This window comes from Thainema salinarum CENA647, from assembly GCF_057732415.1.
Map to the genome: position 1 here is coordinate 554,999 of NZ_JBYJZJ010000022.1, position 18,320 is coordinate 573,318.

15 protein-coding genes are annotated in these 18,320 nt (G+C 49.4%); 7 read left to right on the forward strand and 8 right to left on the reverse strand.

Annotated elements, in window-relative coordinates:
* Positions 1–312: 312 nt before the first annotated feature.
* Together AC286M_RS09265 and AC286M_RS09270 are read right to left on the reverse strand one after the other, a co-directional pair.
* Positions 313–1,665: a TMEM143 family protein gene (locus AC286M_RS09265; RefSeq protein ID WP_488204104.1), complete on the reverse strand. Its 1,353-nt coding sequence runs from the start codon at positions 1,663–1,665 to the stop codon at positions 313–315.
* A gap of 77 nt (positions 1,666–1,742) precedes the next feature.
* Positions 1,743–3,014 (reverse strand): Sll1247 family protein, encoded by a 1,272-nt coding sequence (locus AC286M_RS09270; RefSeq protein WP_488204105.1) that lies wholly within the window; start codon positions 3,012–3,014, stop codon positions 1,743–1,745.
* A gap of 692 nt (positions 3,015–3,706) precedes the next feature.
* Between AC286M_RS09270 and AC286M_RS09275 the strand changes: the two genes are divergently transcribed.
* Both AC286M_RS09275 and AC286M_RS09280 read left to right on the forward strand, forming a co-directional pair.
* Positions 3,707–5,056 (forward strand): UDP-N-acetylmuramoyl-tripeptide--D-alanyl-D-alanine ligase, encoded by a 1,350-nt coding sequence (locus tag AC286M_RS09275; protein ID WP_488204106.1) that lies wholly within the window; start codon positions 3,707–3,709, stop codon positions 5,054–5,056.
* Between the two features lie 134 nt (positions 5,057–5,190).
* Entirely contained in the window at positions 5,191–5,970 is a 780-nt protein-coding gene (locus AC286M_RS09280; RefSeq protein ID WP_488204107.1) for an ABC transporter permease, read from the forward strand.
* A 41-nt stretch (positions 5,971–6,011) separates the two neighbouring features.
* Here the strand turns inward: AC286M_RS09280 and AC286M_RS09285 are convergent, their stop codons facing one another.
* Positions 6,012–7,865: a GH3 family acyl-acid amido synthetase gene (locus AC286M_RS09285; protein WP_488204108.1), complete on the reverse strand. Its 1,854-nt coding sequence runs from the start codon at positions 7,863–7,865 to the stop codon at positions 6,012–6,014.
* 455 nt (positions 7,866–8,320) lie between these two features.
* Between AC286M_RS09285 and AC286M_RS09290 the strand changes: the two genes are divergently transcribed.
* Positions 8,321–9,637 (forward strand): TAXI family TRAP transporter solute-binding subunit, encoded by a 1,317-nt coding sequence (locus tag AC286M_RS09290; RefSeq protein WP_488204109.1) that lies wholly within the window; start codon positions 8,321–8,323, stop codon positions 9,635–9,637.
* Positions 9,638–9,724: 87 nt separating this feature from the next.
* On the opposite strand, the gene AC286M_RS09295 is transcribed toward AC286M_RS09290, so the two are convergent.
* On the reverse strand, positions 9,725–9,961 hold the full coding sequence (locus tag AC286M_RS09295; protein ID WP_488204110.1) for a hypothetical protein: 237 nt from the start codon (positions 9,959–9,961) through the stop codon (positions 9,725–9,727).
* 326 nt (positions 9,962–10,287) lie between these two features.
* On the opposite strand from AC286M_RS09295, the gene AC286M_RS09300 reads away from it, so the two are divergent.
* The 3 genes from AC286M_RS09300 to AC286M_RS09310 all read left to right on the forward strand — a co-directional run bounded on the left by AC286M_RS09300 (position 10,288) and on the right by AC286M_RS09310 (position 13,150).
* The gene (locus AC286M_RS09300; RefSeq protein ID WP_488204111.1) at positions 10,288–11,019 is read left to right on the forward strand and encodes a CorA family divalent cation transporter; all 732 of its coding nucleotides are present in this window, start codon (positions 10,288–10,290) and stop codon (positions 11,017–11,019) included.
* 304 nt (positions 11,020–11,323) lie between these two features.
* A complete protein-coding gene (locus tag AC286M_RS09305; RefSeq protein WP_488204112.1) occupies positions 11,324–12,448 on the forward strand; it encodes a PP2C family protein-serine/threonine phosphatase in 1,125 nt (374 codons plus the stop codon).
* Positions 12,449–12,712: 264 nt separating this feature from the next.
* Positions 12,713–13,150: a hypothetical protein gene (locus tag AC286M_RS09310; RefSeq protein WP_488204113.1), complete on the forward strand. Its 438-nt coding sequence runs from the start codon at positions 12,713–12,715 to the stop codon at positions 13,148–13,150.
* Between the two features lie 248 nt (positions 13,151–13,398).
* Here the strand turns inward: AC286M_RS09310 and AC286M_RS09315 are convergent, their stop codons facing one another.
* A complete protein-coding gene (locus AC286M_RS09315) occupies positions 13,399–13,593 on the reverse strand; it encodes a hypothetical protein (protein ID WP_488204114.1) in 195 nt (64 codons plus the stop codon).
* Positions 13,594–14,043: 450 nt separating this feature from the next.
* Between AC286M_RS09315 and AC286M_RS09320 the strand changes: the two genes are divergently transcribed.
* A complete protein-coding gene (locus AC286M_RS09320; protein ID WP_488204115.1) occupies positions 14,044–14,376 on the forward strand; it encodes an STAS domain-containing protein in 333 nt (110 codons plus the stop codon).
* A 320-nt stretch (positions 14,377–14,696) separates the two neighbouring features.
* On the opposite strand, the gene AC286M_RS09325 is transcribed toward AC286M_RS09320, so the two are convergent.
* The 3 genes from AC286M_RS09325 to AC286M_RS09335 all read right to left on the reverse strand — a co-directional run bounded on the left by AC286M_RS09325 (position 14,697) and on the right by AC286M_RS09335 (position 18,317).
* Positions 14,697–16,457 (reverse strand): hypothetical protein, encoded by a 1,761-nt coding sequence (locus AC286M_RS09325; protein ID WP_488204116.1) that lies wholly within the window; start codon positions 16,455–16,457, stop codon positions 14,697–14,699.
* Between the two features lie 20 nt (positions 16,458–16,477).
* Positions 16,478–17,545, reverse strand: a complete 1,068-nt coding sequence (locus AC286M_RS09330) for a 3-deoxy-7-phosphoheptulonate synthase (RefSeq protein WP_488204117.1) — start codon at positions 17,543–17,545, stop codon at positions 16,478–16,480.
* 337 nt (positions 17,546–17,882) lie between these two features.
* Positions 17,883–18,317 (reverse strand): GAF domain-containing protein, encoded by a 435-nt coding sequence (locus AC286M_RS09335; RefSeq protein ID WP_488204118.1) that lies wholly within the window; start codon positions 18,315–18,317, stop codon positions 17,883–17,885.
* Positions 18,318–18,320: the final 3 nt, after the last annotated feature.

Sequence of the window (18,320 nt, forward strand, 5' to 3'; positions counted from 1 at the left end):
AGAATTTAGGTTTTTGATAGTCAAAGTCTAGAAAAAGCAGCGGAAATAGCTTCCAGGCTGCTGCTGTAAACCGCGTTCCTATAGCGGTGGCCTGGAGTTTCCTCTGATTGGATTTGGCCCGCGACTTGAATTGGGCTGAGTCTAACTGTGGATGATACAGACAAGAGCGATCGCAACTTTGGGTCAAGTGCGATCGCTTTTTCGTTGTTTAATGATTCCCTATTCAAAAAAAACAACGGGAAGCCCTCATCTCCGCCTGTAAAGGCTACCAAGACTACGTCTGGGGCCAAACCGACGAACAAGACTCCTAACTCAAAACCCGTTGTAGCGAAACGCATTGTCCCACACATAGTCCAGCACCACCCTGGCCTCATGCAGCGGCAACACACAACAGCGCCCCTGCTTGTCATAGGTCAATACCGACTGCTCCATCGCCGAATCGGCAGTACGTCCCCGAATTTTCGCTAGATTCCGCAACGGCCCCTGAATATCAAAATTAATCGCCGTGCCCGTTTTCTCCAGCATCCAGGCTTCAATTTGGGCATCTAGTGCCTTCGGCGTTAACGGCTCCGGACTGGTCAGCAAATGATAGTACACCAGGATAATTTCCTTGCATTCCTCCTCCTCCGCGATATCCGTCAGCATCTGAAACACGCTGGCATTATTAGCCAAATTCTTAAAAAACAGCGTCTCGGTCACGTCCTTTTGAAACTTGATTTTCTTACTCTTGTACTGGCTGTACTGCTTAAACGCAAAACCACCCAAGACAATCATCAAGGTCAAACTGGCCAGTAGGACGGGTGCCAGATTACGTGCCTGTTCCTCCTCCACATCAATCGTTTGGAGTGCCGATTGTGCATTCATGGCCAACAAAATTGCGGCAATCAGCAGCAAAATGTTAGGTAGGGCTTTGAGAATGACCGGGATTGCTGCCCCCAGAACAGTTCCGACCAGAAAAATGCGATCGCGCCAGGTCATGCTGGTTTGCACATTAGGAAACAGCAGGTCTAAATCCAGCTTGGGGATGTTCTTGTAGAAATAGACATACATCTTGCCGGGAATAAACTTGCGCTTAAATGGATTAAATCGCCGCTGCTTATCCTTAGCCCGAAAATAGCCGTCCCCCTTAAACTTCATCATCAACACCAAGCGTTCAATCACCTCAACGGTCTGCTCCTTTTTCCAGAAGTAGAACTTTTTGACCGTCGTGGTTTGCTCAGTATCGCCCCGGTAATAGCAGAGAAACTGATCAAAATCCTCAAAGTCTACTTTGGTTGTCAGCTTAATCAGCGAACAATCATCCAGTGACGTTTGAATAATGTCTTGGGGCAATGATCGATAATTGGCCCGTTCTAAAATGTATTGAAATGCTTTGACCACCTTGGTTTCCATGTGCTGATACTCGTTCAAATCCGGTTCCCAAAGCGGCTGCACATCGGTATTGGGATTGAACACCCGATAGTTCGTTTTAATTTCCTCCAACATTCGGTGGAAGCGGAAGTGATAAAACGCGATCAGCAAAGTGCAGAACGACCGAAACACTTCTGCATCGCTCTCATGGAGACGATTGTCAGCTAAGCAAAGTTTAATAATGTCTTGGCGAGGATACGGAATAAACGATTCGCGACGGCTATCGATATCCATACTGGGATTAACTGGGGACAATAGGCCAATGATATCGGCTTTACTGTCCAGGGCTAAAGCCGTCTTGTCGAGGTGGATAAGTCACGCTCGCAATCGACCTAAACCGGCAATCGCACCGAACCAAAGTTTGTGCTTAACGCCACATTGAGCGTTTCTAGCACGCGCACCAGCCATTCCACCGATTCTTGAGCAAACGTTTCGTAATGGCTAAATAGAATCGAGAAGCGCCGCTCTAGATAGGGCTTCACTTTTTGGCAGAGCAGCACGATCTTGAGCAGCAACCCAACCGTGCGGGCTGGCCCCAAATTACTAATTAGATCAATAAACAGGAAGTGCTGTGGGCTTTGGGGACTTTCAACAATCAGAAAGTTCAATAGTTGGCTGTAGGTACGCACTAGCAAGAAATCGCTCAGCGGTTTGCCGTCACTTTCGGGCATCGTGTGTTCGAGTTGATCCACCAGTAGCTGATTGAATTGCCGTTTGCCATAAGCCGGATCAACTGAGGAGGTGATGTAATCGTAGAGATCGCGCTTGAAGCTACCGTAGCTGCGGGTGTGTTGAGAATGAGTCAAAAAGCTCTGCGCCAAATCCCGATAGGTATGTTGACCATCGATCTTGCCGGAAAACTGTTTTAATGACGCAACGAGATCGCGATCGCACAATAGTGTGGGATTCTCGACCGGACGCAGGGTCTCAATGACCGCTGGCGATTGATGCTTCAGGCGCGAACGGCGAATCCGATAGGTGACGTAATGAGACAAATCAATCTCGTACTGCTTTTGAACGCGATGCTGAAGTTTCTGAACCGTGTGCTGCTGGGCTTGAGTGCTGTCTTCGCTGAGCAAACAGTGTTCATAAAGATATGGATACCGACGAATCAAAACGCCTAACGGACGCTTCGCTTCGAAATGCTCCTCCTGTATTTCTCCTTCAATGATGCGGGCAAGTCGCTTGAGCGTTAGGTACTGCTCCGTACGGGTGAAGTCATGCACCAGCGCTCGCACATTGCGTACGCCCTTGGAGCGCGAAAGTTCCGTAATTGGGCGGGTTGATTCTGCTTCAAATAGATCAATCAGTGCCGGAATAGCAACCTGTAGATGAGGTCTTGATTGCCAGCGGTTGATGAGGATGTGGCAGCAGCGGTTTAAAACGAAGCGGAACTCATTCTGGGACTGTTCAGATCTTGCAATCTCGTCCAGTGCCAGTACAACTTCGCGGTCAGGATAGCCGACTGCATCGACAAATAACGATCGAAATCGCTCAATCAGCTCACTAGGTTCCTCTGCATTAACGCGTTCCATTAAATGCAGATAAAGCTGATCTTCCCCTGGAATAGGCGATCGATTATGGCGATACGTAGTAGTGCTCACTTTCTACCCAACTCCATGCCCACTGATGTTGTAAATCCATCATGTTTCAAGCCTTCATGAGCATAACCAAAATCCAGCGCCTCACTCAAATTCAGGCTGAAAGCTAAAAACTCAAACAACTCACAACACCTATCACAGCATCGCGGCAATCTGTACAAATCGATCACCATTCCAGCTCAGGCGGAGTGAGTAAAAGGACGCTGAATCCTAGTCAAATAAACCCTAAAGCAAATATTGATTACGTCACAAAATATACAGTGTGCACCCTTCTCTGTACATTAATCATACAAAGCAGACGCAACAATATCATGTGACGCATGTCACCCACTTCGTGAACTTTCGATGAATTTTTTCAGTAGTAAGTGAGATTACTTACCACGCTTGATAGTCTACACTGCTTTGGTCTTTTGGGGAGGAGGGTCAGTCCCTTTTTTTGATCGTTTTCGGACAATTAATCGAAAAATTGAAATGATAATGGGCAAATTTACGGTTATTGAGCCGATCTCACGCTCATTCATCAATCGGAACTCGCTTTACGACTCTAAGTAAAGTTCACGAATCGAAAGCTGGTTTTCATCAGTTGGAGTATTTAACTCAAATAGCGGCGTCAACGAGCCACTTGAATTTCGGGTTTTCAACCCAGAATTCAAGTGAACACGGTATGCTCACTTTGGGGTTTTTGATGAGTTGCTATGGTTTGCTCAGCATCGCTGCTACAGGTGATCACTGTACTCAACGCCTGTTCAGTGCATATTCAGGACAAAGCCGTGTCGTTTCGCAACGTGACAACGGATACCCGCGAATTAAAGCCCGGTGATTTATTTGTGGCGCTGCGGGGCGAAAACTTTGATGGGCATCAGTTCGTCGATACTGCGATCGCAAACGGTGCGATCGCGGCTGTAGTTGAAGCCGATGGTGATTTTGGCGATCTGCCAGTTTTACAAGTTAGTAACACGCTTCAGGCATACCAAGCAATTGCCCACTGGTGGCGACAGCAGTTTTCGATTCCAGTGATCGCGATTACCGGGTCAGTCGGCAAAACCACAACCAAGGAGCTGATCGCGGCAGTTCTGGGCACCCACGGCACGGTATTGAAAAGTGCGGCCAATTTCAACAACGAAATTGGTGTCCCTAAAACGCTGCTTCAGCTTGGTGCAGAGCATGATTACGCTATCGTCGAAATGGGGATGCGCGGCAGGGGCGAGATTGCTCTACTGAGCCAGATTGCCGCTCCCGATATCGGCGTGATTACAAACGTAGGCACCGCGCATATCGGTCGGCTTGGCTCCGAACATGCGATCGCAGAAGCCAAATGTGAGCTACTGGCCGAAATGCCCAACAGCAGCCTTGCCATTTTGAACCATGACAATGACCGTCTCATCCGCACGTCTCAAACCGTTTGGTCAGGCAAGACCGTTACCTACGGTTTAACTGGGGGTGATCTTCAGGGACAGCTTAACGAGGCTGACCAAACGCTAACAGTCGAAGGTGTAACGCTGCCGCTGCCGCTACCGGGTGAACACAATGCTCTCAATTACTTAGCAGCTCTAGCTGTGGCTAAAGCTTTAAACCTCAGTTGGCAACCCCTCGCTCAAGGTGTTGACGTAGATTTACCGAGTGGGCGCGCCAAGCGGCATGTTTTATCGAACGATATTGTGCTGCTAGACGAAACCTACAATGCAGGCGTCGAATCAATGCAGGCTGCCCTAAAATTGTTGGCGTCTATCGACGGGACGCGTCGCATTGCGGTTCTCGGCACGATGAAGGAACTGGGGGAACATTCCGTCATGCTCCATCACCGAGTGGGGCAGTGGGTTAACGATCTAAAATTAGATGCGCTGATGACTTTGGCTGATGAAGCTGAAGCACAGGCAATGGCGGAAGGGGCTGCTCCTGTTTCGACTCAGCAGTTTACGAACCACCAAGATTTGATAAACGCGCTGAAGTCCGAGATGCGCCAGGGCGATCGCATTTTGTTCAAAGCATCACGGGCGGTGGCATTGGATCAAGTAGTGGAGGGAATTTTGGAGAGTGAAGAGTGAGGAGCAAAAGGGCTGTCAAGGTCTTAGAAAGCTATAAAGGTTTGTAAAGGACTCAGTCCTCAGCACTCAGCACTTAGTCCTCAGCACTTACCTGGCCAGGAACGACAATCAAGGATTGTAGAGGGTTTAGAGACATGTCACTTGGACGGATTTGGGTGATCGCCAGCAATGTGTTTCGCGAAACGATTCGCGATCGCATTTTGTATCTAGTGGGCTTATTTGCCATTGTTTTTCTATTAGCGTTGTTATTGCTGCCCAGCGTAGCCGCTTCGACGGAAGACAAAATTCTGTTGGATGTGGGATTGGCTGGAATTACGTTGATTGGTTTAGTCGTGTCGGTCTTTGTCGGGACGGGGCTAATTAACAAGGAAATTGAAAAGCGAACGGTTTTAGTGCTGCTGGCTAAGCCAGTGAGTCGCAGCGAGTTTATTCTAGGCAAGCATCTGGGCTTAACGGCTGTGATTGCGGTACTGCTGGCGTTGATGGCGGCGATTTACCTTGGCGGTCTGTACTGGCAAAACATCGCTTTTCCGCTGGAGAGTATTGCGATATCACTCTTATTTCTGCTGCTGGAATTGTCGCTAATTATTGCCGTGGCGCTGCTGTTTGGCTCTACGATGAGTTCGCTACTGGCTTCGCTGCTGACGTTTGCCATTTATTTAGTGGGCCATTTCAGCCAAGACTTAGTCCGGCTTGGTCAGCTCAGCGAGCAAGCGGACATTCAGCGCATCACCAACAGTATTTATCTGATACTGCCTGATTTATCGCGACTCGATTTAAAGAATTTGGCCGTTTACGGCATGGATGCGCTGCCTTCGACGGCTAATCTATTGCTCAATGTCGCCTACGGCTTTCTTTACATGATTGTGCTGTTGTGTCTATCGACGCTGATCTTTCTGCGCCGGCAGTTTTGATTGTATAGCGGTTCTAGATAAGAACGAGAGAGGAGAGTGCCTCAGGATGAGGCACTCTCCTCTCTCGCTTTCTCACTCTTAACTGGAATCGCCCTAGAAAGATGCAAAATCGAATATTTAATATCGCCCCAGGTTTTGCCTGGGGTGATTTGTTTTTGCATAAATTGGTCTGCCGCCGTGGCGCTGATGATGACCTGGGCGGGAGCAATCTGGCCCAGCAGTCGCGCCTGGTGATAGTGGGGAGATTGGCAAAGGGCGTGGTCGAGTGCAGTTGCGATCGCGGGTTCTGTATCCTCAGCCTGATCGACTAGTAACTGATAAAACGGGGTTGCCGCTTCTCCCTCAGATGCTGGAACAACAGGCGTTAAGGTCTTAAACGTTGCGGTTTGCATCGGCAGCGTCGCCAGCACTTCGCGCACAAAATCTTCCGTCAGCTTTTCGCCCACCAAGTCGCTAATTGCGCCGCTGCGTCCTAAAAATTCCAGGCAAGGCGTTTGGTGAAAGTGATGCGTGACTCGCACCCGATCGCCAATGCGGTAGCGGTACAGGCCGCCTTTCTGCGAAATGATGATGGTATACATTTGGCCAATTTCTAGCTCATGCAGTTGATAGATTGCGCCTGTCTCATGCTCAAATTCAAAAAAGATCTGGTCTAAAACTGGCACAAAGCCCCGCGCTTGAATCAACGGAATCGTCATCGGTGCTTCCGTCGCTAGCAACCCCTTACCCTGTACTAATACGCCCGGAAACTGCTGCCTCAGCCAGTTTGCCGAATCCGCAGAGCTGGCGCTGTCCCAGCAGGAAATCAGCTTCAGTTCCGGCCAAACTTTTGTCCAGGGAATGGGCGTTTGGTTGAGCAGTTCGAGTCGCTGGGGGGAAGTGCGATCGCGCAGTTCCTCTACCAGCACATGCCGATGTGCCTGCATCCAGTCCAGATGAACTTTCAGAAAGCTCGGACTCCAGATTGAAATAATCTCTAACCGCTCCTCGGCAAGTAACGTCCGGCAAAGCTGATGTTTAAACGTTTCCGCATCTTGAATCCGGTTGATTCCCGGCGGAGAAACGAGGAATGGCGACAGTATCCAGCGCAGCCAGCCGTCTAGATATTCAGAATCGTTAGAAAGGCCCATTGGGGGAGGCTGGCCCTCATCCCCCAGCCCCTTCTCCCGCCGGGAGACGGGGAGCCGAGCAATGGCTTCGGAACTTTTTCGCAAAAACTGGCTCAAAGTCCCTCGACTCGTAGACTGCTTGCACACAAATTTCTTAGACTTCGTTTCGACATTGTGATCCCCCCTAGCCCCCCTTAAAAAGGGGGGGACTGGCTCACAATTCCCCCTTTTTAAGGGGGATTTAGGGGGATCAGTTCGGGATTTAGAAGAATTATTCAAGATGTGTATAAGCGGCAGCTCTGGGGGAGAGGGATTTAGGGTGAGGGCCACCTCATCCGACTTACCCAACTGTGGCGATACGCAGAAGTAAATCTTCCCGGTGCGAAACCGAGGGCCATTGCAGATTAAATCCTGTGCCCAAACGCAGAACATGTGACTAAACGACTGTCGCAGTGCCTGCGTATAGGGAATGAACTTAGCTGCACCGCGACTGCCGGAGGTTTTCTCGTAGAACAAAATTGGCTCAGGTGTCAGCCCGTTGTGCCGTTGATGCAGCGTCGGCAGAATCCAATCTTGCAGATCGTCATAGTCCACAATGGGCAGCTTGTCCCAATCGTGAATGGATTGAATGCCCCAAGTTTGACCATAGGTGCTACGGGTAATGCGATCGCAGATCTCCTGCTGCACTCGTCGCTGTGCCTGTTGGGGATCATCCAGCGCTTGATAAAATGGCCGCGTCAGCCGTGAAAGTAACCATCCAAACAGTTGAATAATCAGTCGTTGCATAGCGTTAGGCAGGATCGATTGGAACCGTTCTGCTTCACAATGAAATTAACTTGTCGTTGATCGGCAGCAGATTGAGTTATCCCATCTACGCTAGCCTGGTTAACTCGGTCAAATAGAGGTAAGCAGCCAGATTGACCAACTGCACATGTTTGATAAGTACTTGGACATAATTAAAAAACAGATCTCAAATCCTGTGCCGTCCGCGCAGCAGGCGGCACAGGATTTGAGGTTTTATGTTTAACTATGCTCAGCTACTTAATTCTTAGGAACATGAATTTAATCAGGTGAAATCTTTGGGGTAGGAACACGGCATTGCCGTGTTCCTACGGATGGAATGATTGACAGGCTATTTAATTCACGATCCTTAGCGGTTTAATGATCTTTGTTGTGGGGCCAATTCATACAGCAAAAATCATGGCCTGAAACCATTACCTTGAGGCACGATTTAGGCATTTATGCAGCGCAAATTTCTAATTCCAGCAGTTGCGGTTAGCATTGTTGCCGCGCTCGGCTTTGCCGCTAAATTTGTGCATGATCAAAACCGCGTTTACGTGCTGGAAATTGCCACTGCTAGCCGCGATGGCGAATATTACGCCTTTAGTCAGGCACTGGCCGAAGTTGCCAATCTCTATCAGCCTCGACTGCGGATTAAAGTGATTGAAACCGCAGGCTCCGTCGAAAACATGGAGCTGCTGCGTCGCCACCAGGTTGATCTGGCCATTGTGCAGAGCGATACGTCTGTCGCCCCTCAGGTGCGGGGCGTCGCGGGCTTATTCCCGGAAGTGTTTCACCTGATTGCGGCCTCTGATGCTGGCATTGAGCGGGTTGTTGATCTACGCGGCAAACGAGTGGCACTGATGCCAGAAGGCAGCGGTTCCTATGCGCTGTTTTGGGAAATTGCTCATCACTATGGTCTAACCGAAGCCGATATTGACTACACGGCCATGTCGGCGGCAGAGGCCCAGGCCGCCTTTGAGCAAGGACAGGTGGATGCGATTTCCCGCATTATCGCTTTGGGAAATTCCTCAGTGCGATCGCTGTTGCAAACGACTGAGGCTCAGTTTGTGCCGCTCGATCAAGCCGAAGCTGTGCAAATCATGCTGCCCTATTTGGAACCGATGAGCATCCCGAAAGGTGCCTATGTTGGCGCACCTTCAATCCCAGCCCAAAATTTACCAACCGTTTCAGTGCGGGCCTTATTAGTCGCCCATGAAGACGTTGATCCGGTGCTGATTCGGCAGTTGACTAGCTTGCTGTATGACTATCGTAGTGAACTCATTGATCGAAATCCTCGCGCCGCATCCATTAGCGTTCCAGACTCGATGCTCAACTTGGGATTACCGCTACATGAGGGAGCTAGAGATTACTTTACACAGGATGAACCCAACTTTGTCGTGCGCTATGCGGAGGCATTGGGTTTTCTGCTGTCGGTTTCGGTACTGTTAGGGTCAGGACTCTGGCAGTTGCGCTTTAGCCTCACTCAGCGCCAGAAAAATCGAGCCGATATGTACAATTTGGAAATTTTGGCCTTGATTGAGCAAGTGTATGAAACCGATGATCCCGACAAGCTGGAAGTCATCCGCCGACAGCTGTTTGATATTCTCCAGAAAGTCGTGGACGATCTTGACCTTGATCGCATCACTCCTGAATCGTTCCAGTCGTTTACCTTTCCGTGGGATGTAGCGATTACGACCATCCGCCATCGAGAGACGCTACTCAATCAGAAGTCTTTAACCAGTTCAGAAGATGCACCTGCTAACCCCAAAGCTTGAGCTATATCTGAACTAAAAAAGAGACGCCACAGCTGCGTCTCTTTGGCAAGGTTATGATTACAGGACAGTAGTCAAGTTGTTCTAGCTTTAGTAAAACCCACACCGAATCTGGTACCACTGACCGTTGGCATCTCGACAGTAATAGCAGCCATCCCACCAAACACAGGCATCGTAGCCAGCGACAAAGTTTTCGGAATTCATCAAGTCGGCTACGTCATCACGACGATCTTCGGCGGAAGGTTTACGTAGCTCTTGCTCAAGACGGCTCTTTAGCTCATCTGAAACAGGTTGCAGCGCTGAAAACATTTGAAAATCTGAACTCATCAATTATGTTTAATTATGATTTGATTATTTCAGTTCAACGCCTCAATGTCGTTGTAAAGACTTTGTATCTGAAATAACTTTTAAAGAAAACCCCGATCCCATGAAAGTTTTGTGTAATTGCCGCCGCACAGTCGTCCTGCGCAACGATCGCCTCAAGCTCTAGTAATTGGTCAACTTGAATCTGATGGGTTTTGGGTTGATAGGTCGCGTGGAGTGCGGTATGTCAACTAGCAAAACTAGAGTTGACACAGCACTAGATTGATGGTGATTTGGGGCATGCTAAGAGCAGCCAGATCACGTTACTCGTAGGCGGGTCAAAATTTTTTATGAAATTGCCTCCGGCTTGGCAACTGCCTCCAGAAATCAAGAATCGTTTTGGGCAAAAAAGTTCCGGTAAACAGCGGGCGATGGTTGCTCAGGGGCACTTGCTGCTCGTGCTGCATAAGGTGCCGCAGCCAGGGGACCAGCAGCGAATTGGTACCTTTTTTTGGCGTAAACCCGACGGTAGTTGGGAACACAGCGGCGGCGGTATTGGTGTTCAAACCCTGGTGAAGCACCTACGCGAGTATGAGCAGGTTGAAAATCAGCTCAGTCGTCTATATGAAGAGGCTGACAGCGCAGACGACTACTTTGAGCTGTTGGAAGCCATGTCCCCAGTGCGGCGATCGGCGCGCAATCTGCATTCCACCCTGCAATCGGCCCGCGAAGGCATCCCCTGCGATCGCGACATCATCGATTTGCGCGACTGGGCCTATGAGCTAGAGCGCACCTTGGATTTGCTCTATGAGAATACAAAAAACGCGCTGGATTTCCGTATGGCTCAACGGGCGGAGGAACAAGCTTACCTGACGCTTCAGTCGGTTAATGCAAGTCATCGACTAAACGTTTTGGCCGCCATCTTTTTCCCCTTAACAGCAGTGTCCTGCGTGTTCGGTATGAATCTGACTAGTGGATTAGAAGACAACTCGATCCTGACATTTTGGATAACGTCGGCATTTGCTGTAGCGCTGGGTTTATGGGTTCGTCGCTGGGTTACAACAGGAAAATGGCTGTCATAATTATGCTGTAATGCTGATACAGTCTGCGATATGGAATCTCACTAGAAAGCTGCCGAATGATGTTTGGAATCTGATTGGTGGATTTGCATGAGACGTGATTTCTGTATCTATTAGACTTTATCGGAAATTGTTTTGTAGCGCGGCGAAGCCGCGCTACAAAACAATTTCCAACCCCAAAAACTTTATTTCCAATAAAGTCTATTACCTGTAGCTAGCTATTGAATCCATCACTCGGCAGCTCAAGAAACGTATTAGACGACCAAAACTCATTAGAATCGAGAGATCAACGTCATTTTTGCGGTGCATGGCTCAGATTTTAGTCATTGATGAAGATCCTGCGATTTTATTACTCGCTCAGCGATCGCTGTCGCATCAGGGATATGAGGTCGCATTGGCCAACAACGGGGAAGAGGGCGTACGTAAAGCGAAAAGCCTACGTCCGGCAGTGGTGCTGTGTGACCAGATTATGCAAGGACTTAGTGGGCTGGAGGTGTGTCAACAGATAAAGGCCGATCCGGCGCTTTCCACGACGTTCATTATTCTGCTGACGGCTCGTACGGATATTCAAGATCGAATTGAGGGGTTTGACAGCGGAGCGGATGATTTCCTGACCAAGCCCGTTGATGTGAATGAAATGAATGCCCGCATTCGAGCAGCCATGCGGCTTTATCGGCTGAATCAAGATTTAGTTGAGCAAAAGCGATTACTGGAAGCGGAGCTGCACGAAGCCTCTGACTATGTGCGATCGCTATTGCCCAAGCCAGCTAATCATCCTATTAAGGTAGAGTGTCACTTTTTACCGTCGCTCCAGTTGGGGGGCGACTGTTTTGATTATTACTGGCTCGATCCGGACTATCTGCTGATCTTCTTGCTAGATGTGTCCGGTCACGGTTTGGGAGCCGCGCTACCCTCAGTGACGATTCTGAATTTGTTGCGATCGCAGATGCTGCCGGATGTAAACTTCTACCGTCCTGAAACCGTGCTGGCCGCGCTAAACGAAAACTTTCAGATGACCGAACAGCATAATAAATATTTCACGATTTGGTATGGAGTGTATAACTGCCAAACTCGCCAGCTGCTCTATGCTAGTGCGGGGCATCCGCCGGCCATTTTGGTTTCGGATCAGGTACCAGTCCATGTTCAGCGGCTTGATACGCCTAATCCGCCGATAGGTTTTTTCTCGGATGTCATGTTCGTTAGCGATCGCTGTACGATTCCAGAACAGAGCTTACTCTATATTTTTAGCGATGGCATTTACGATGGCGTTAATCTCAGCAATGCGAAGGATTGGGGTTTAGATCGGTTTGTTGAACTCATTTCACAGCAGCCCTCTGAGTCTCTAGAAAGCTTGCTCGATCAGGTCAAAACGATTAATCAAACCCAAACCTTTCCAGATGATTTGTCGCTGCTTCGCTTCAGTTTGCCGTAGCGGGTCAGTTTCATAAGTCTTTAAGGCGACCGTCCCTTCTACAGCCATCTTAAATTGATTATGAACAGGTCGCCCCATCGGGGCGGCCTGTTCATAATCAATTTAGTTCATCAGCTATTTGAGAGCGCTGTAGATCTTTCGCCAGACCTGAATATGACACACTAGACTGAGTACGTGTGGTTAATTTGAATCTGACGGACTAAACCTGACAACGTTAACCAATTTCGACTAACTTCAATATTCTGGAAGCCTATCTCACCATTTATGTCCGTGGAACCGTTATTTACACCGCACCAAATCGTTCGATTACACTGCGATCGCGCCTATCTATATGCTGAAGTGATTCAGCTCATCGAAAGTAAAAACTTGTGTTGGGCACGACCGCTGCTGCTTTGGTGTTGCGATCGCGGCCATAGCGAATCACTCACTGCCTACTTTCAGCAGCCTGATACTTATCCAGGTTGTCGGCTGTATGATTTACGCCAGTTGGCTGATTTACTCTGGCCGACCCATTTATTTCAGCCTGTTCTCGATACTGAAGCGATTCCCTTACTGACCCATCTTTATCATCAAGATCATCAAGGTCAAGATCATCAAACGGCGAGTAGCTCTAATCCGATTCAGCTGGCCTCTGCAAAACAATTACGTCAATTCGTTGATCAAGTTTGGCAGTCTAATATGGAACAGTTCAAAAAAATGTAGCGATGCATAGGAGTCTTCGTAGACTCATCAAACCCCTGATTATGTCGGTTCTATTAAATTAGATTGAGAACTGCTTAAGCTGAGAACTGTACAAAGATTTGGAATTTATACCCTGGTAACTGAGACGTACTGAGGTGTATAAAGACGTTCGCATAGAGACGCTGCAATATAAAAGCGGAACTCACCCTGATTGCTTCCCAACCGCTTTTACTAAACCATCTGTGATGAATAAATAAATTGATCGCTCACTAGAAACTGGGCACTAACCGAATGCGGCCAGCATCCATCTCGGACATTAAAAGCTCCAGTGCTTCATAATCCACATCCGAAACGTACCCTAACCGAGTTAGCTCATAGTTGATCTCATTTTCAATGTCAGGCGTTAACTGGCGAATATAGAGGGCTTTTTCCACCAGGCGACGAATCACAAACTTAGGTTCCATGGGACTGAACTCTTTTTAAAATCTGTGTACCATAGCTCCAATTATTAACGACGCGCTTCTTTCCCTTTGTGATTTAACACGCTAGTCTTTAGTGACCTGTATCACAGCCTGTTGTTTCCCGGTTAGCCACGCTAAAAGAATGTTTGTCTAAACGGGTGCGATGCCAAAAATCTGATCAAGGTCTCTTCTACAGGAGATCTCATGATAGTGTTTGATTGGTCTGTGCAGCATTGGGACGACTTCGATCGCAATGTTTTGTATTCTGGCGCACTGTCTCAGTATAAACACTTACCCTAATCTTTAATGAACAAGCGCGCCTTGATAAAGATTCGGCAAAGCCGCCAGTAAAATCTGGCAAGTTCTAATCTAGTCCGATTAACGTCGAAACATTAATACCGAGGTCTCGGCTTCGGTGGATTTTTATTTTTGTGGTTTTAAGGGAAGTAAGCAATGCGGAACCTAACGATGAACTATTCAATGGCTGTTATTCAACCATCTGGCTCCCTTAGCTCAGCCAATGCTAGCCAGTTTAACCAGGAGCTATCGGCAGCTATCGCCTCAAAAAACTGCAAGTCACTCTTGGTTGACATGGCGCAGGTTGAATCGATCGACAGTGCAGGTTTGATGGCACTGGTGTCGGCTTGTCACCTAGCTCAAAAGCACGGAAAGCAAGTCAGCGTTTGTGCTGTTTCTCCTTCAGTGCGAATCATGATGGAGCTAACGAAGCTAGATCGAGTCCTAGACATCTTAGTGCATCCTCCTGTATTAGAGGTTGCTGCTTAAATAGTCGCAATATAATTTAGCCAATACTCCCATCTACTGTTGATTAATCTTCATATTGCTGTTCATAGTTATCCGATGTAGTTTTGGCTCTCCTAGCTCCCCCTTAGCTCTTGAAACGGCAAAATAGCCCCAGCCTGGAAAGGCTGGGGCTATTTTTTACCTTGCTGGTTGATGAAAGCCCTGCTTAACAAGCCATTCATAGCCTGACGTAATCAGGTTAAGGCAGATAGTTTTTGAGAAGCTGCGCTCAGCGCAGCTTCTCAAAAACTATCTGCCTGGTTCTAAGCGCATAGCGCTACATCACCATTACTTTGTCAGATTTAGCTAGATGCTGTCTCAGCCTTGAGCAGCAACCAGCAGGGTAGGAAATAGCGAGCTAGACTGTCATCTACATCCCAGAACTCGGTGTAGCAGTCGCTAGAGCAGTAACTGCTGATAAACACCGTGAGTAAATCTTGAAAAGGCAGGTCGGGATGTTGGGCTGAGGTGAAGTCTGTGTAGAGGGTGTTGACGGCATTTTGCAAATACAGCAAATTGCTGGCAATTTCAGCGAATACGCTGCCGCTGCCGGCCAGAGTTGGCAAATAGTCGGCGCTATACTCGCTGAGAAAAATGTGATAGAGCTGTGCGATCTCACATTTGAGGCTGGTGCGACAGGTCAGCGATTCGACATTGTGCCCCTGCGCATCCCAAGCGGTCAGCAGTTCGGCTTCGAGCGGCGAGGAATGTAGAGCGGACAGCTCCATTTCCAATAAGGGTTTGAGCACCCGCAAAAACAAAAAATCTAAATCGGCCAGGCTTAAATCCAGCTTCATCGGCAGGGTTTTGAACAGCGACGAGCTGAGTAACTGATCGGCAGCCTGGGGATAGTCCCAGACAAACTTAAACTCGGCGGCATCAGCTACCATTTCGCCCAGGAGATGAGTAAACAGTACGCCCAAGCGTTGACGCACTTCACCATGAAAGAATAGCCGTGCCCGCTGCACATCTAGCGTGACCGTCTGATCCGTCAGCTTAAACAACTCCTGGCAGGTGAGCGGCCCGTTCGGGGTATAGGCCGTTTCCCCAGCTCGTAGCGGTTCATCACAATCGGCCAGAATGGCATAGTCGCTTTCAAATTGGGTCAGCATGAGCTGCCAATGATGTCCCCAGATATCATGCAGCAGAAAGGCTTCTGCTTTATGTAAGGGGATTACACCCACTGCCCGCGACAGCGATTGTAACAGAGCGACCACCTCAATTCCCACTGTTGCTGCCACCTGCTCTACCCACTCCCGATCAATCTGCATCGGGTCGCAGGGGCCAAAGGTCGGAAACCGCTGAAACTGGCTATAGCTAAAGCTACCTGCCGCCATCAGCAATTGCTTCAGCTTTGCCAGCGCAATCGCATCTAAACCATCCGCCGTCTTACCTTCCCCTCCCTCAAGTTCCTCTACAGCCTTTCCATCCACACAAAAATAAACCTGCAGTGGCGTATAAACCAGATGAACGAGGCCAACTGGCACGTCGATTGTGAACAGATAGCGAAATAGTCGAGCGGCACTGCGCAGATGGGGCTGCTCGGTATCGGGTATGATCTCTACGCTGGCTAGCACCGCCTGCATGATGCGCCGCTGCTGCTCAATTTGGTGATCCACCTGAGCCAAGAGCGTCTTTAACCCGGCTTGATGATCAGCGGGCAGCTCATACTGCTGGCAGAGAGTTGCGATCGCAGTTTCTGTATCCCAGCTGGCTGGAATCGGATCGGGCTGATATTGGCTGAGCGTCGGCGATGGCATGGTGCCGCGCCACTGCATCCCGCCCACACGGTGGTAGCGCGTCACGAGTAAAACTGACTCGACAAACGCCTGCCGAACCTTGAGTGGAATTTGGCTGGGCAAAATGCGATCGCAACAGACTGGATGGGCATAGGTCTGCAACGTAGCCTGAATCTCCCGTAGCCGCTCCTGACGACGCTGTACCAGTGATTCTGGACTGTCGTTACCCACCAGGAAACGCGACAGTTGCAGGGCTTCTGCTAACAGTTGACGACGAGCCGAATCGGGAGCCGGAGCAGGCATGGCAATGGTGAGGGAAATCAATATCCCAAATTATGGCCAATTTAATGCGCTGGCGTCATCTCCGTGCGCGTTGTCGCCTGGGCCAAATGGTGCAGCATTTCGGCAGTGGTGTCAAAATCCACGCAGGCATCGGTGATGCTCTGACCATAGCGGAGCTGGCTTAAATCCTTGGGAATGGGCTGATTGCCTGCTACCAAATGACTTTCAATCATAACGCCCAGCACATGCTGAGAACCATTGGCCACCTGCTGAGCCACCTCGTCCAGCACGACGGTTTGGCGATTGTGATCTTTATTGGCGTTGGCATGGCTGCAATCGACCAGAACCCGCGCGTTAATGCCCTGCTTACTCAGTTCCTGAGCCGCTGCTTCCACATGTTCTACGTCAAAATTAGGGCCATGCTTGCCGCCCCGCAGCACCAGGTGGCAATCAGGGTTGCCCGTCGTGGCAACGATGCTGGCTAAACCATGACTGTTGATGCCCAAAAAGTGGTGGGGACGAATCGCGGCCAAAATTGCGTTGACGGCGGTTTGTACCGAGCCATCCGTGCTGTTTTTGAAGCCAATCGGCATAGACAGACCGGAGGCCATTTCGCGGTGAGTTTGGCTTTCGGTGGTGCGTGCCCCAATCGCCGACCAGGAAATCACATCAGCGATGTACTGCGGGGTAATCGGATCGAGCAGTTCAGTCGCGGCAGGCAGGCCAATTTCAGCGAGATCCAACAGCAGCTTACGGGCAATCCGCAGGCCGTTGTTAATGTCGTAGCTGCCGTCTAAATGGGGATCATTAATCAACCCTTTCCAGCCGATATTGGTGCGCGGCTTCTCAAAGTAAACCCGCATGACGATTTCGAGCTGATCCTGATACTTTTCGCGCAGTTTGACCAGTTTATGACCATATTCCATTGCCGCGTCCACATCGTGAACGGAGCAGGGGCCAACGATTACGAGCAGCCGCTGATCTTCATTGCGTAGGATATTACGAATGCGATCGCGGGTTTCAGCGACCAACTCGGAAGCTTGCTCGGTAATGGGCAGCTCGTGGTGGATCATCGCTGGACTGATGAGTGGCCGAGTATCAACAACGTGTAGATCGCTGGTCTTATGCATGGGAAGTTCTAGGAGCATCGGCAAGGATACGATTCTTCAAATTGTAGTCAGTTTTACTCTTTTCTATTGTGTGAGGTTTTGGGGCTTCATCCAACCCAGTTTTAAATTAAATCTTGACTTAAATCGTGAGACTTTGGCCCAAACGCCACGTTTGTCACTTTAACAAGTTACTTCAACTCCTGTGGTGGCATCTGCCAAAATGCTTATTGGTTCGCAACTTTAGCGGATTGCCGTTCGCTGAAGATTACGGTAGACACGTAGTCAGCCTAAATGCCTGCGTCATGGATACTTGACGCAGCAACCGCTCTATCTGAGTCTAAAGAATTGCAGAAAAAATTTATAGCATCTGGGCCACTTCTTGGGTGTAGGCGGCTAGCTTGACCTGAGATTCTTCATCGTATTGACTGCCGTCCTGACGATTGAGTACCATCAGCGCTCCCAGTACATGACCATCGCGGCTGATTGGAGCGGCCAGGGCCGTGTTGATTCTCAGCGCTTCGACTAAATCCTGGCGGACGCGCAAGTCTCCTTGGGTTTGGCAAACCAATTCCGCTTGCCCTGAATCCAAGGCAACCCCGCAGAGACCTGACGTTTCACGAGCGCCGCGCTTGCCTTGAATGGCCGCCGCATGTTTGCCGATAGCGGCGGCGTAGAAGATGGTTGCGCCATCTGTTTCGGACAAGGCCACAACCGCTGTTTCTGCTCCGACTAGGCGTTGCGTCTGCTGGGCGATGGTGGTTAAGGTTGCGGCAGATGGCGTTGATGGCGACATGGG

Coding starts and splice junctions, on each gene's coding strand:
- AC286M_RS09275 (WP_488204106.1), top strand. CDS start 3,707: ATGGTTTGCTCAGCATCGCTGCTACAGGTGATCACTGTACTCAACGCC.
- AC286M_RS09280 (WP_488204107.1), top strand. CDS start 5,191: ATGTCACTTGGACGGATTTGGGTGATCGCCAGCAATGTGTTTCGCGAA.
- AC286M_RS09285 (WP_488204108.1), bottom strand. CDS start 7,865: ATGCAACGACTGATTATTCAACTGTTTGGATGGTTACTTTCACGGCTG.
- AC286M_RS09290 (WP_488204109.1), top strand. CDS start 8,321: ATGCAGCGCAAATTTCTAATTCCAGCAGTTGCGGTTAGCATTGTTGCC.
- AC286M_RS09295 (WP_488204110.1), bottom strand. CDS start 9,961: ATGAGTTCAGATTTTCAAATGTTTTCAGCGCTGCAACCTGTTTCAGAT.
- AC286M_RS09300 (WP_488204111.1), top strand. CDS start 10,288: ATGAAATTGCCTCCGGCTTGGCAACTGCCTCCAGAAATCAAGAATCGT.
- AC286M_RS09305 (WP_488204112.1), top strand. CDS start 11,324: ATGGCTCAGATTTTAGTCATTGATGAAGATCCTGCGATTTTATTACTC.
- AC286M_RS09310 (WP_488204113.1), top strand. CDS start 12,713: ATGTCCGTGGAACCGTTATTTACACCGCACCAAATCGTTCGATTACAC.
- AC286M_RS09315 (WP_488204114.1), bottom strand. CDS start 13,593: ATGGAACCTAAGTTTGTGATTCGTCGCCTGGTGGAAAAAGCCCTCTAT.
- AC286M_RS09320 (WP_488204115.1), top strand. CDS start 14,044: ATGCGGAACCTAACGATGAACTATTCAATGGCTGTTATTCAACCATCT.
- AC286M_RS09330 (WP_488204117.1), bottom strand. CDS start 17,545: ATGCATAAGACCAGCGATCTACACGTTGTTGATACTCGGCCACTCATC.
- AC286M_RS09335 (WP_488204118.1), bottom strand. CDS start 18,317: ATGTCGCCATCAACGCCATCTGCCGCAACCTTAACCACCATCGCCCAG.